At 53.4% G+C, this 14079-nt stretch carries 13 protein-coding genes and 1 tRNA gene; 6 read left to right on the forward strand and 8 right to left on the reverse strand.

Annotation, left to right across the window (positions count from 1 at the left end):
* Positions 1 to 30: 30 nt before the first annotated feature.
* A complete protein-coding gene (locus tag J7I43_RS02125; RefSeq protein ID WP_209142740.1) occupies positions 31 to 423 on the reverse strand; it encodes a lysozyme inhibitor LprI family protein in 393 nt (130 codons plus the stop codon).
* 153 nt (positions 424 to 576) lie between these two features.
* Positions 577 to 647: transfer RNA gene (locus J7I43_RS02130), tRNA-Gln, on the reverse strand.
* A gap of 165 nt (positions 648 to 812) precedes the next feature.
* On the opposite strand from J7I43_RS02130, the gene J7I43_RS02135 reads away from it, so the two are divergent.
* The 4 genes from J7I43_RS02135 (at position 813) to J7I43_RS02150 (ending at position 4870) form a co-directional block, all read left to right on the forward strand.
* Positions 813 to 1667 (forward strand): NAD(P)H-binding protein, encoded by an 855-nt coding sequence (locus tag J7I43_RS02135; RefSeq protein ID WP_209142742.1) that lies wholly within the window; start codon positions 813 to 815, stop codon positions 1665 to 1667.
* 139 nt (positions 1668 to 1806) lie between these two features.
* Positions 1807 to 3120 (forward strand): hypothetical protein, encoded by a 1314-nt coding sequence (locus J7I43_RS02140; RefSeq protein ID WP_209142744.1) that lies wholly within the window; start codon positions 1807 to 1809, stop codon positions 3118 to 3120.
* A gap of 174 nt (positions 3121 to 3294) precedes the next feature.
* Entirely contained in the window at positions 3295 to 4242 is a 948-nt protein-coding gene (locus tag J7I43_RS02145; RefSeq protein ID WP_209142746.1) for a ring-cleaving dioxygenase, read from the forward strand.
* Position 4243: 1 nt separating this feature from the next.
* The gene (locus tag J7I43_RS02150; protein WP_209142748.1) at positions 4244 to 4870 is read left to right on the forward strand and encodes an alpha/beta hydrolase; all 627 of its coding nucleotides are present in this window, start codon (positions 4244 to 4246) and stop codon (positions 4868 to 4870) included.
* On the opposite strand, the gene J7I43_RS02155 is transcribed toward J7I43_RS02150, so the two are convergent.
* The 6 genes from J7I43_RS02155 to J7I43_RS02180 all read right to left on the reverse strand — a co-directional run bounded on the left by J7I43_RS02155 (position 4854) and on the right by J7I43_RS02180 (position 10464).
* A complete protein-coding gene (locus tag J7I43_RS02155; protein WP_209142750.1) occupies positions 4854 to 5480 on the reverse strand; it encodes a chloramphenicol acetyltransferase in 627 nt (208 codons plus the stop codon). The two genes, J7I43_RS02150 and J7I43_RS02155, sit on opposite strands and share 17 nt — an antisense overlap.
* Positions 5477 to 6169, reverse strand: coding sequence for an HAD family hydrolase (locus J7I43_RS02160; protein ID WP_209142752.1), 693 nt, complete (start codon positions 6167 to 6169; stop codon positions 5477 to 5479). The genes J7I43_RS02155 and J7I43_RS02160 overlap by 4 nt, the downstream gene beginning before the upstream one ends.
* The gene (locus tag J7I43_RS02165; protein ID WP_209142754.1) at positions 6162 to 7085 is read right to left on the reverse strand and encodes a helix-turn-helix transcriptional regulator; all 924 of its coding nucleotides are present in this window, start codon (positions 7083 to 7085) and stop codon (positions 6162 to 6164) included. The genes J7I43_RS02160 and J7I43_RS02165 overlap by 8 nt, the downstream gene beginning before the upstream one ends.
* 82 nt (positions 7086 to 7167) lie before the next feature.
* Entirely contained in the window at positions 7168 to 8481 is a 1314-nt protein-coding gene (locus J7I43_RS02170) for a GntP family permease (RefSeq protein ID WP_209142756.1), read from the reverse strand.
* 26 nt (positions 8482 to 8507) lie between these two features.
* Entirely contained in the window at positions 8508 to 9065 is a 558-nt protein-coding gene (locus J7I43_RS02175) for a helix-turn-helix transcriptional regulator (protein WP_209142758.1), read from the reverse strand.
* 169 nt (positions 9066 to 9234) lie between these two features.
* The gene (locus J7I43_RS02180) at positions 9235 to 10464 is read right to left on the reverse strand and encodes an ROK family transcriptional regulator (protein WP_209142760.1); all 1230 of its coding nucleotides are present in this window, start codon (positions 10462 to 10464) and stop codon (positions 9235 to 9237) included.
* A gap of 397 nt (positions 10465 to 10861) precedes the next feature.
* On the opposite strand from J7I43_RS02180, the gene J7I43_RS02185 reads away from it, so the two are divergent.
* Positions 10862 to 12727, forward strand: a complete 1866-nt coding sequence (locus J7I43_RS02185) for an FAD-dependent oxidoreductase (RefSeq protein WP_209142762.1) — start codon at positions 10862 to 10864, stop codon at positions 12725 to 12727.
* 25 nt (positions 12728 to 12752) lie between these two features.
* Entirely contained in the window at positions 12753 to 14078 is a 1326-nt protein-coding gene (locus tag J7I43_RS02190) for an alpha amylase family protein (RefSeq protein ID WP_209142764.1), read from the forward strand.
* Position 14079: the final 1 nt, after the last annotated feature.

The raw sequence follows: 14079 nt of genomic DNA on the forward strand, positions 1-14079 counted from the left end.
CGTTCGCTTTAGGTTAATGGCAGATGGATATTATTGTTTGATTTTGACGGAACCGTTGCATACTTCTCCTTCGTCAATGCCGTCCATCCACTTTTTAAGATGTTTGATACGCTGGACTGTAAGCCCGGTTTTATAGCTGCTCCGGCACATGGGCTCGATGCTGCCATAAGTATACGGCTCGGGGAACTTCGTATCCATTTCCGCGTCGCGGAGCTGCAGCCAGAGGCGCTGCGAGATCCTGAGACGGCGGGTAAAAGCTGTATCGGCCTTATAGTCCGTGAGAACTTGCTGGTAAACGGCATTTAATTCCTTATCGGCCTTCTGGAAATCTTTAGCGGCGGCAGCATTCATTTCAGCCTGGCTCTGGCTGAAACATACATCCGTTATAAAAAGGAGGGCGGCAACGATGGGCAAACATTTCATGCAGACATGTTTTAAGGGGATAATGCAGGAATAACAATGAAAACGGGTGAATGTTCAGGTAATTATTTATATCATAATTTTTAAATATAATTCCGGTTGATTTTGGGGCAAAAAAAAAGCGGAAAACCGCATCTGCTGCAATTTTCCGCTTTGTTGCCTGACCTGGATTCGAACCAAGACAAACAGAGTCAGAGTCTGTCGTACTACCGTTATACTATCAGGCAAAGTCCCGATGCTTTCGCATTTTTGAGGCTGCAATACTACGTATTAAATTATTCAAATCCAAATTAAACGTTTCAAATCCGCTTCCCGCTTTTTTGCTCCTGTCGGTTTTGTTCTATTTTCCCGCTTCGGGCCGGCCTAGTTTTGTATCACTAAATAACCAAACTATGATAGCGATTACAGGCGCCAACGGCAACTTAGGCAAAGCCACCATTTCATTTTTATTCGACAAAACGGCTCCCTCCAATATCGTGGCGGTGGTAAGGGACGCCGCCAAAGTGCAGGACTATGCCGAAGCGGGCATCCAGGTGAGGGTGGCGGATTATAACGATCCGGCTTCCCTGCGCAGGGCGTTCGAAAATGTCGGTAAAGTATTGCAGATCTCGTCTGCCGGCTTCGGCGAAACCGCCATCCGCGAGGAAAACAACGTAGTGCAGGCCGCGAAGGATTCCGGGGTGCGGCACATCGTGTACACCAGCACGCTCAAACCCGGCGACAACGCGCATTTTTTCGCGGGCCGCACCTGCAACAACACCGAGCGGGCCATTAAGAACTCGGGCATGCAGTACACCATCTTCCGCAACAGCATGTATTTCGAAACCATCCCGCTGTTTATCGGCAGCGCCATGAACGACGGCCAGATCTATTACCCTGCCGGCATCGGCAAAGTGAGCTTCGTGTTCCGGCCGGATATCGCGGAAGCGCTCGCCAATGTGCTCGTCAGCGATAATAACGGCAACGCAGTGTACAACATCACCGGCAGCGATGCTTACAGTTTTGGCGATATTGCCGGCCTGCTGCGCTCTGAAAAAGGAATGGACGCCGCCGCGTATTTCGATGTGCCGGCAGACGCTTACCGCGCCGAACTGGTGAAATTCGGCATGCCCGAAGGCGAGATCGGTTTTTATATGAGCATGGCCCACAGCATCAAAGCGCACGAGTTCTCGCAAACGGACGATGTGCTGGAACAATTGCTGCAACGGCCGAGGCTGACCATCCGGGAATTTATCCGCGCCATTTAAATTTTCGTGCGGAAACCAGGGCTGCTTTACTTCGTAAGGCGGCCTTTTTTTGATGATGTCAGCCCGGGCCGCATTTTGTCGCGAACTGTATCTTTTGCCGGAAAGAAATGTAGTTTCTTTGCGGTCAAATCACCCCAAAATGCAAAAGATTTTCAACCCCGGCGCCATTGCGCTGCTGCTGATGCTGACGGTTTCAGGCTGTAAAAAATCCACGGACAAAGAACCGCAGCCCGATCTTCCCACGCAGGGCGCCGTACGTCCCAAAGGAGTGCCAGACGGGGAAATAGTGCGGAAAACCATCGGCCCGGAAGGCGGCACGCTGGCCATCGAAGGCGGAAGGCTTACGCTCGTAGTGCCTCCCGGCGCGGTTGCAGCCGCCACCGATTTTTCCATGCAGCCCGTCACCAAAACGCTGCCGAACAGCCCGGGCAAAAGTTACAGGCTGCTGCCCGAAGGCGTCACTTTTACCAAACCCGTTACGCTCACCCTGCGATATACCGGCGAAGACCTGGAAGGCACCGACCCGCAGGCGCTGTTCCTCGCTTTCCAGGCTGAAGACGGCATCTGGCGCTACGACCCGCTTACCGCGATAGACGAGACCGCGCGCACGCTTACGGTACAGACCACGCATTTCAGCGACTGGGGCATTTTTGCGGAGTTTTTTTTATCCTGCCCCCGAACGGTGCAACCGGGTAAAAGCATCCAGGTTTTGCTGCACAGTCCCGCGATAGTAGTGCCCACGCGCGGTAAAGAAAACGACCCGCTGCAGATTGCGGACATTAACCCGCTGAAAGACCCGGATAATATCCGTAACTGGGCGCTGGCAGGCGAAGGCGTGCTGAAACCCGCCGCAAAAAAAGTGGACGCGGAATATACGGCGCCTGCAAGAACGCCGCAGCGCAACCCCGTGCGCATCAGCGTGGAAGTGTGGAATTTCGTGCCGCCGGGCGAACCGCGGCGGAGGGCCGGCGGGAAAGGCCGCGCCATCATATGGGAAGACGTGTACATCGGCGAGGAATTATATTTCAAAGGAAAGCTGGACAACACAGACTTCGAGCTGACCTCCGAACTGGCGCACTTTACGCGGGCAGACGATCTGCTGATCGTACAGGGCGTGCTGCCCAACGGCCAGTCGGTCACGCTCACGGGTTACATCAGCGGGAAGATCGAAAGGACTTACGGGTTTAACCTGAACAGCATCCCGGGCACGGCGGCGGCCATATTCCTGGAAGGCCCGGGCGTGGCGTTTTATCATCTGTGGCGCCCCTGTGAGGCGTTGCCGGTCGTATCGCCGGGCTCGCTGAAAATCACGAAACATCTGGTTGCAGGCGCATATGAATACCTTGAAGGAGAGTTCAGCTGCACCGTGTACCGCGAGATGGGCGGCTGCCCCTACAAAAACGCGTTGACGCATACGCTGTCGGGCAAATTTAAAGTAAGAAGAAGCGGGTGATGGGTGATCGATACAGGTCAGGCTATATGCCAGGCGGCCCGTGCATACGGTGCCGCCTTTATTATTTTTTGGATGAATCCCGCCGGGGCATCACATTTCCCGCGGTGAAATACTATATTTATCGTGCAAACAAATCCGGGGGCACTTGTTTTTGACTATTTAACCCTGAAAATTATGGCACAATTGATAACCGGTATCCATCACATCACCGCGATGGCCGGCGATTCTCAGAAAAACATTGATTTTTATGCCGGCATTCTCGGGCTCAGGCTCGTAAAAAAGACCGTCAATTTCGACGCGCCGGACGTGTATCATTTTTATTACGGGGATGAAGCAGGCAATCCCGGCAGCATACTCACTTTTTTCCCTTACGGAGGCATTGCCAGGGGCCGGCGCGGTAAAGGGAAACTGAATACCACTTCGTTTTCCGTTCCGGCGGCTTCGGTGGATTACTGGCGGGAAAGACTGATGAAATTCAGCATCACGCCCAAAACGCCGGAGGAAAGGTTCGGAAAGGAACTGGTGATGTATTTCGAGGATCACGACGGTCTTGGCCTCGAGCTCGTGTTCAACGACAACGATCCGCGCCCCGGCTTCAGTTACGGCCAGATACCGCCTGAATATGCCATCAAAGGGTTTTACGGCGCGGAAATATGGGAAGAAGGGTATGAACAAACAGCGGCGTTGCTCACCGGGCAAATGGATCATCAACTGATCGCTGAAAGCGGCAACCGCTTCCGTTTTGCCGCCACCGACGCGCCGGGCAATTATCTCGACATCCTTTGTTCGCCAGACAGCCTGCGCGGCCTCAGCGGCGGCGGTACCGTGCATCACATCGCTTTTGCCACGCCAGACCGCAAGGCGCAGGAAGCCGCGCGCGAAAAGCTGCTCGCGATGAACCCCACGCCCATTCTCGACCGCAACTATTTTACCTCCATTTATTTCCGCGAACCGGGCGGTGTTTTATTCGAGGTAGCTACTTCCGGCCCCGGTTTCGCGATCGACGAATCGCCCGCCCATCTTGGCGAAGCGCTGAAATTGCCGCCGCAATACGAGCCTTTGCGCGCCGAACTGGACCAAAGCCTGCCGCCTGTTTCCATCAACATTGAAAAATTCAGGTGATATGCATCAGAAAAATGTATTCATCGCGGGGAAAAAACTTACGGAAGCCAAACGCGCGCTGGTGCTGGTTCATGGCCGGGGAGGCACGGCAGACGATATTCTCGGCCTGGGCTCGCATCTGCGTGTAAAAGATTTCGCGCTGGTAGCGCCGGAGGCCACCGGCAACAGCTGGTACCCCTATTCCTTTATGGCGCCGCCTTCGCAGAACGAGCCATGGCTTTCGTCTGCCATCGCTTTACTGGGAGAAGTGGTGAACGATGTCGCCGCAAAAGGCATCGCCAGGGAAAATATTTTCTTCACCGGCTTTTCACAGGGAGCTTGTCTTATTCTTGAATTTCTTGCGCGTTATGCCGCGAAATACGGCGGGGTAGCGGCGTTTACCGGCGGGCTTATCGGCGACCGCATTTATACGGACAACTACAAAGGAAGTTTTGCGCAAACACCCATATTCCTTGGCAGCGGCAGCCCGGACCTGCATGTACCGGTAAAAAGAGTGGGAGAAACCGCGGACATACTCGAGGGTATGCAGGCGAAAGTAACGCTGAAACTGTATCCCGGCAGAATGCATACCGTTAGTGCAGACGAGATCGCCACCGCCAACGAGCTGATCTTTACTCCCGCATCATAAATTCCTGGAAAAGATCGACGTACTGCCCTACATGATACCCGTCCATCAGCGCGTGATGCACATGAACGGACACCGGCATGCTGCGCCTGCCGGCCGTTTCCGTCATTTTGCCGAATGAGATCTTCGGGATGCTGTCTTTAAACGAAAAACTGCGCGCGTGAGACAGCGACGTGAATTTCACCCACGGCATGGAAGAATAATGGATCACGTTTTCGCCGGACACGGCCGGGATCAGGCCGGTACTTTGCTGCACCTTTTCCGTTTCTGCTTTGGCCCCCGCGATAAAATCGGCGAAATCTTCTTGATAATCAATGTACGCGAAACCGAAAGTACCGTCTGGCCGGTTGATGGTGGGGGAGGCGTGCACCGCGTCGTATTCCCACACTTCGCCGTCTGCAATGCGATAACGGAACGGTGTTACCTGGTTGGCCGCTTTCAGCGACTGGTACAGGTAATAGAGGAAAAACGAAACGCCCCGCGTTTTGGCCGCGTCGTAAGCGCGCGTGCAATCTATTTCCACGCAAACGCCGAAATACGGTTCTTCAAAGCGGCTGAAGAAATTAAAATGGTCGAGGCGGGGCCATTGCTGAAGGTCGAGTTTTTGTTTCATGGAAGCAGGGCCGGTAAAATTTCTGAAATGGTGGTAAGCTGCCGGAATTGTTCGTGCTCCACGTTATGGTCTATTTTTTCATGCGACCAGGTAACGTGGTAAGGAATGTGCACGGCATGACCGCCGATGGCGAGCACGGGCATCACGTCAGACTTCAGCGAATTGCCAATCATAAGGAATTCTTCCGGTTTGCAGTCCAGGTGGCGGATCAGCTTGCTGTAATCTTTTTCCTGTTTGTCGCTCATGATCTCGATATGATGGAAATAATGCGAGAGGCCTGATTTCAGCAGTTTCCGTTCCTGGTCCAGCAGGTCTCCTTTTGTAGCCACTACGAGCCTGTATTTTCCTTTCAGGGCTTTCAGCACGTCTTCCACCCCTTCCAGCAATTCAACGGGCTTGTTGAGCATTTCCTTGCCGGTTTCGATGGCTTTCATGATCAGTTCGGGGCTGGCGGTGTTGTTGGTCACGCGGATGATGGTTTCGATCATACAAAGCATAAAAGCCTTGATGCCGTAACCGTACAGCGGGAGGTTCGCCATTTCCGTTTTGAACAGTTCCTGTGAAGTGGTATGCATGGGCAGGTAATCTTCCAGCAGGGCGCAGAATTGTTGTTCCGTTTCCTGGAAATACGGTTCGTTCACCCACAATGTATCGTCCGCGTCGAACGCGATCACTTGTATGTTAGTCATGGTACCTGATGTCTTTTGGTAATCTTCCGAAATGTTTTTTGAATGCTTTTGAAAAGTTGGCCGCTTCGCTGTAACCGAGTGAATCCGCCACATCGGCTACGGGTCGTGCCGTATCCCGCAGCAGTTCCAGCGCATGGTTCATCTTTACTTCGTTAAGATAACCAAAAACGGTGGTGCCGAACAGTTCCCTGAAGCCTTTTTTCAGTTTGAAGTCGTTCAGGCCGCAGTGCCGCGCTACTTCCAGCAGGGTGAACGGTTCCAGTACGCGGCTTTTTACAAATTCTCTCGCGGCGTACAGTTTGTCGCGGTCGGCGGCTTTGATGCGGGGCGGGCGCAGGCCCTGCAGCAGCTGCGCCTGTTCCATCTGCAAAAGAAAAAGATCGGTGATGCGCGATTCGAGAAAAAGCTGTTTCATAAAACCGCTGTAACGGCCGTACTGCAGGTCTGATATCGCCGCCATCTGCCTGCCGGTAAGGGGCATGGGCCTGTGGGTAAGACAGGCCGGGCGGTTGCTGCGCACATTATCCCAAAAACGGCCGGAGAAACCGTCTTCGTCGATCATGAAACGTTCGAAGAACTGTTCTTCCATTTCAATGCTCAGCAGCCTGATCACCGGGCTGGTAATGCTGTAATGACCGTGAAAACCGGGACTGAAATAAAAGAGGGCATGTTGCGCGTCGGTAAGCGTGGCAGTTACGCTGCTATCCCGCGAATGTGCGGCGCTGCTGCCTTCCAGGCAGAAATACATGTCGAGGAAAGATTCGGTGCGGTCGTCTTCCCGTGTCACTTCTTTTTGCTGGTACCCGTTGGCGAAAATAATGCTGACCCCTTCGAAGGAGGCGGTACTCACTTCGGAATCGGCAAAATCTTCCGTTTGACGGAACTTGTGTTCGGTAAGCGTGTATTGTGCAGGCATGGCGTTCAGCGTAGTTAGGCGGCGTGGTCAAAAAACAAATCGGGCGTCAAATATAAGCCATTTCTGTTTTCCGCGCGCCGTTTTACAGCATGAAAACCGACAGGATGTAAACTATGGCAAAAGTGACCACCCCCATCAGGATGGTTGCACCGGAATAAACTTTCAGCATGGGGTTCATTTCGAGGCCGGAGAATTTGCTGATCACCCAGAAGTAGGCGTCGTTGGCGTGGGAAACCATCATGGAGCCGCCTCCCAGGGCCAGCATGCACAGCAGGCGGCCGGTATCGCCGTCCAGCCCGAGCACGGGCAGCAGCGGCTGGATGATGGACGCGGCGGTCATGATCGCCACGGTGGACGAGCCTTGCGCCGTTTTGAGCAATACGGCGAGCAGGAAAGGGAATATGATGCCGATGTGGCCGAGTTGTAATGAGGAGGAAAAGTGATCGCCGATTTTGGTGGTGGCGAGTATGGCGCCGAAAGCGCCGCCCGCGCCGATGATCACGAGTATGCCGCCGGCTTTTTCCGCCGCTTCGGTCATGAGATGGCTTACGGCCGTGCGTTTCCAATTCTTCCCCGTATAAAAGGCCAGCAAAACGCCCACCGCCAGGGCAATCACGGGGTCGCCGAGCACATGCAGCAGGCTGCCGCCTTTTTGCAAATCGCTGAAAGCGCCCGCGCCGATCAGCACGATGGGCAGGATGATGGGGAGAAATGCTTTCCAGGCGGGCATTTCAGGCAAAGGTTCTTCTTCATGATCTTCGGCGGTATCGGTAACGGGAATACGTTTTCCCATAAACGACGCCCACCAGCACCCGGCGATAGCGGCAGGAATGGCCACCAGGGCGCCGATCAGGATCAGTTTGCCGATATCGGCGCCGATAATGCCCGCGGCGGCCGTTGCCCCGGGATGCGGCGGGATCAAACAATGCACGGCGTACAGGCCCGAAGCCAGCGATACAGACATCACCAGGATCGAGGCCCCGCTTCGTTTGGCGACGGAACGGTTCAGCCCGCTCAACACAATGTACCCCGAATCGCAGAAGATCGGCAAGCCCACGATAAAACCCGTGATGCCCATGGCCGCCGCCGCTCTTTTTTCCCCCACGATCTTTAGTATCGCCGCCGCCATTACGCGCGTAGCGCCGGTATGCTCCAGTATCACGCCAAGCATGGTACCCAGCATGATGATAAAACCAAGACTGCGGAGAATATGACCGAAGCCGTCTTTCATCGTGTTGATCACCGCGGCGAAAGGCAGCTGCACGCCCAGCCCTACCACGAAACAGGCGAGGAATAACGCGAAGAACGCATGCATTCTGAAACGTACTGTCAGCAAAATGATAAGGGCAATGCCGGCCGCGAGCGCCAGCAATACTTGCGGGAAGGATGTGGTCATAACCACAATATAATAATAAATCGTGGTCAGATAAGGTCGAATGCCTGCGCGAAACGCGTGATGTCGTAAGCGGACTGTGCGTTGAGTTTGTTTTTGATGTTACGGCGATGCGTGGAGACCGTTTTTTCGGAAATGTTCAGCCCCGCCGCAATGTCCGCCGAATTGGAGCCCAGCGCCATCAGCCGCAGGATCTCCTTTTCGCGGTGCGTGAGCGCCGCGAAGATGTGTTTATATTTGCGCAGGAAATTATTTTCCTCCAGCAGCCGGTTCACTTTCATGGTGATGTGATGTTCCGGGTGAATGGGCATGGCCAGCGTGATGCAATGGGTGGGCGCCCCTTCGTCGTTGCGCATGAATATTCTCGTGGCGCTGAGGTACCATTCCCAGTCCATGCCCGGATGCGCGCGCACCTGCTGGAAAAAAGACACGAACGCGTCGTCGAGGTTCTCATGAATGAGGCGCATGATACGCGGAAGATAATCTTCCATATCCTGCGGATTAAAAAAACGGTGGAAATATTCGGGCCCCATGGCGCGAAGTTCAGGCAGGCTGGTTTGCAGTATTTCCTGCCCTTTGGCTGACATGTATTCTACAGATTGCGTGTCGAGGTTATGTACAATGATAACAGCCGGAAATTCCTCTCCCATTTTTTCCAGTGCTGCTATTTTTTGATACAGGGATCGCGCCGGATTGCTCATATCCACAAGATACACAGAAAGTTAGGTATCCGAAACAGCGGAAGCGGAAATTATCTCAGCCGGCGCCGGGATATAGCAGTTTATTGCGTACCAGCAGGCAGGCACCGATAATGCCGGCCTTTTCGCCGAGGCGGCTCAGCACCAGCTGCGTGTCGTTATTGACGAGGCTGAGGGAATACTTGTTGATGGCGCTTTTGATGGGCAGGCGGATGTAATCGCCGGTAGTGGCGATGCTGCCGCCCAGTATCACCAGCTCGGGGTTGAAAAGGTTGATGAGCATGGCGATGCCTTTGCCGAGTTTTTCGCCGACCTCGGCCACCAGCTCGATGGCAAGCATGTCGTCGTTGTTGGCGGCGTGAATGATATCTGCCAGCGTAATTTGTTCGGTTTTTTTCAGCTTGCGCATGACGGAGGAGGAAGAACCGGCTTTGATCTTTTCCTGGAACTTGCGCACCAGCGCCTGGCCGGAGGCTTCGGTCTCCAGGCAGCCTTTTTTGCCGCAGTGGCAGATCACTTCGTTGTTGAAGAAGGGAATGTGACCGAATTCCCCCGCGAAACCGGATTTGCCGTAATACAGCTGCCCGTTGATGAGAATGCCGAGGCCGATACCATGGTCCAGGTTGACGAACAGCACGTTCTTTTCGTTGTTCACGGTGCCGCTGCTGAACTCGCCGTAAGCCATGGCGCGGGAATCGTTCTCGAGGAAGGTGCGTATGCCGATGCGCGCTTCTATCACGCGGCTCAGCGGCTCTTCGTCGAAATGGAAAAAGCTGTAGCTGTAGCCCGTGGCGTAATTGATGCGGCCGGAAAGGTTCACGCCCACACCCAGGATCTTTTCGCGGCCCACCGGCAGTTCGTCCGTAAAACGGAGGATGATCTTGCACAATTCGTCCAGCGAAGCGGCGGTGTTTTGCAACTCGTAAGGGATCTTTTCCGAAAATTTGACGAGGTTCCGTTTAAAATCCAGCAGGCCTATATTGATATGATACTTTTTTACTTCCACCCCGATAAAAAAACCGGCGTCGGGGGCCATGCCGTAAAGATTGGGCTTGCGGCCGCCGGTGCTGTCCACCTTCCCGTAATCGTTCACCAGGCCTTCCTGCAGCAATTCGTTCAGCAGGTGCGTCACTTTGGGCGTGGAAGCGTTCAGCTCCTTCGCCAGGTCGGCAATGGTGGCATTGTTGATATTGGTGAAATAAGCGATGATCTTTTTCTTCAGGCTCAGGTTCTTGTAAGCCACTCCGCCCAGGGTTTCATTATTCAATTCTTCAAAGAATGTACTCATTGTTGGGGAAGGTTTTAAAACGTTTCGTTACACAAATATATTCTTTTTAAAAAAAATTAAAAACAAATTCTCCAAAGCACCCGCTTCCCAATTACCACCCCCGCAATTCTCCAAAACAGCTGTAAGGAATAATATTATTTTGATTTACGTCCGGACTTAAAATTCAATTCCGGTTAATTACTTCGTAGTTAAAAAAATAAATTAAAAAGTACTTGTGTTTTAATAAATTTTATTCTTATTTAGTGGGATCATTTTAAGAATTAGATCGTACACCTTATGCCGTCTTAATTTTTAAACGCTAACGCCTACACGTTTTTTGCTGTTCCCTGCAACAGCGGTCAATCAAATAATCGCCGGGTAAACACGGGAACCGGCCCCGGGAAAATTGGAACACGTAATGAACAGAACAACGCGCACCGGCTTCCGGTGGATCATACTGCTACTCAGCCTGGTTGGCCTTCAAGCGAAAGCGCAGCGGCAAACGGACCTTCTCATCGTTGGCGGCGGCGCCAGCGGTACCATGGCCGGCATCCAGGCGGCAAGAATGGGCGTGCAGGCGCTGGTGATCGAAGAAACGGACTGGCTCGGCGGCATGCTTACCTCCGCGGGCGTTTCGGCGATAGACGGCAATCACCGCATGCCTTCCGGTCTTTGGGGCGAATTTCGCGCACAGCTGTATAATTATTACGGCGGGCCGGAAAAAGTATTTACCGGCTGGGTTAGCAATACGCTTTTCGAACCGCATGTGGGCAACAATATTTTAAAAAAAATGGCGGCGAAGGAAAAGAACCTTCAGATCAGCTACCAGACCAGGTTTCAGTCTATCCGGAAAGAAAACGGCCAATGGCTGGTGACCGTTGCCAAAGGAAAAAGAACTTCCGTCATCTCCGCGAAACTGGTGATAGACGCCACCGAACTCGGCGATGTAATGGCCGCCGCCGGCGCGAAATACAATATCGGGATGGACGCGCGCGAAGAGACGGGAGAAACACAGGCTCCGGCCGTTTCCAACGACATTATACAGGACCTTACTTATGTAGTGGTGTTGAAAGATTACGGTAAAGGCGCGAACAAAACCATCCGCAAACCCGAAGGTTACAACGCGGACGAGTTCAAACACAGCTGCGACGTGTCCGACCCCGCATCCTTCGATTCGCCGGACAACAACTGCAACAAAATGATCCAGTACGGCCGTTTGCCGAACAATAAATACATGATCAACTGGCCGAAAAGCGGCAATGATTTTTACCTGAACATCATCGAGAAAACGCCTGCCCAGCGGGAGGAAGCGCTGAAAGCCGCCAAACTGCACAGCCTGCGTTTTATTTATTACCTGCAAACCGAGCTGGGGTATAAAAACCTGGGCATTGCAGACGATGAGTTTCCTACCGCGGACAAACTGCCCATGATCCCTTACCACCGCGAAAGCCGCCGCCTGAAAGGTGAAGCGCTGCTAACCGTGAACCACGTGGCCAAACCTTACGAACAGCCCGAGCCGCTGTACCGCACCGGTATTGCTGTGGGCGATTATACCATCGATCATCACCATGAAAAAAATCCGGCCGCGCCGAAGATCGATTTCGTGAAGATCCGCGTGCCTTCGTATAACGTGCCGCTGGGCAGCCTGGTGCCTAACGAAGTGGACGGGCTGATCGTTGCGGAAAAAAGCATCGGCGTGACCAATATCGTGAACGGCGCCACCCGCCTGCAACCCGTAGTGCTGGGCATCGGTCAGGCTGCGGGCGCGCTGGCGGCCGTGTCGCTGAAACAGCATATTCAGCCAAGGCAGGCTGCTATCCGCGACGTACAGCAGGCGCTGCTGGACAGCAAAGCTTACATCATGCCCTTCATCGATGTAAATGCCGAAAGCCCGTACTTCGCCGCCATCCAGCGCATCGGCGCCACAGGCATCCTGAAAGGCTCGGGTGTGCCGTACCAGTGGGCGAACCAGACCTGGTTTTACCCGGACGATATTCCCACGCGTTACGAAGTAATGGACGGCCTGCGCGCTTATTACGAGCCGCTGCGCACGTTCTGGGGCGCTTCCGGAGAACCGCTCAGCCTGCAGTTCCTCCTGGAGCTGTTCGAAAAATGCGGCAAAAAGATCACCCTGCAACAAGCGCGGGCCGACTGGAAAAAATTATCCTTACCCGGTACACCTGCTGCGGATATCACGCTTAACCGCGCCGCCACCGCAGTGCTCATCGACCATTATCTCGATCCATTCCGGCGCGGTGTCAACTTTGCCGGGCAATTGCAATGATTTAAGAACGGAACAAACGAACAAGATGAATTTCAAAAAATTAGCACTGGGCCTGTGTATGCTGACCGGATGCTGCGTTGCTGCCAGCGCGCAGCAAAAGCACCCCCACAGGAATATCCTCTGGTTTGACGCTACCGCCAACTTCAAACGTTTCACCGTGAAGGATTCCATCACTTATTACCTCGAAAGATCGAAAGAGGCGGGCGTTACCGATGTGGTGGTGGATGTAAAGCCCATTACGGGCGAGGTGCTGTATCCCAGCAAGATAGCGCCGGTAATGAAAGAATGGAAAGGGGAATACCAAAGCGGCGTGAAGGACCTTTCGTGGGACATGCTTACCGTGTTTCTGCAGGAAGGTCATCGTCTCGGCCTGAAAGTACACGCCAGCACCAACGTTTTCGTGGCCGGTCACAATCATTTCGACCGCGGCGTGGTGTACAGCGACGCTTCCAAAACCAACTGGCAAACCATTAGTTACCTGCCCGGCACCGGCTTCACCAAAATTACCGGGCAGAAAAACAAATACTCGGCCATGCTTAATCCCGCCAACCGGGACGTGCAGCAATACGAGCTGTCCATTCTGAAAGAACTCGTAAAAATGTACCCGCAGCTGGACGGCATCATTCTCGACCGCGTACGATACGATGCCCTGTCTACGGACTTCTCCGACTATTCCCGCAAGGCTTTCGAAAAATACCTCGGTAAAAAAATAAGCCGCTGGCCGGAAGATATTTTGTCGTACACCGGGGGCGATAAACCCGAAAAAGTAAAAGGCCCGCTTTTTAATCAATGGATCGAATGGCGCGCAAAAGTGATCCACGACTTTGTGTACGAAGCGCGCGGCGTGATCAAAAAAGTCAACCCTAAGATCGTTTTCGGCGACTATACCGGCAGCTGGTACCCCACGTACTACGAGCTGGGCGTGAACTGGGCCAGCAAAGACTACGATCCTTCCAAAGAGTTTTCATGGGCCACGCCCGGTTATAAAAAATACGCCTACGCCGAAGCGCTTGATCTTTTCACGACCGGCAACTACTATTTCGAAGTAACCAAAGCCGAGAAAAACAAGATCGACACCAGCAGGGTGAACCGCACGGAAGCCGCGCAGACCAGGGCGGCGGAAGACTGGTATACCGTGGAAGGTTCCGCGGACCTGGTGAACCGTCTTACCGGCGGTAAAATACCGGTGTACGCCGGTTTGTATGTAGAACAATACAAAGGGCACCCCGAACAATTCATAAAAGCCATGAAAATGTGCCGCGAAAAGTCCGACGGCGCCATGGTGTTCGACATCGTGCATATTATTAACTACGGCTGGTGGGAAGAACTGAAGGAAGGATTGAAGAATTAAA

The sequence above is a fragment of the Chitinophaga chungangae genome (assembly GCF_017742215.1).
GTDB lineage: Bacteria > Bacteroidota > Bacteroidia > Chitinophagales > Chitinophagaceae > Chitinophaga > Chitinophaga chungangae.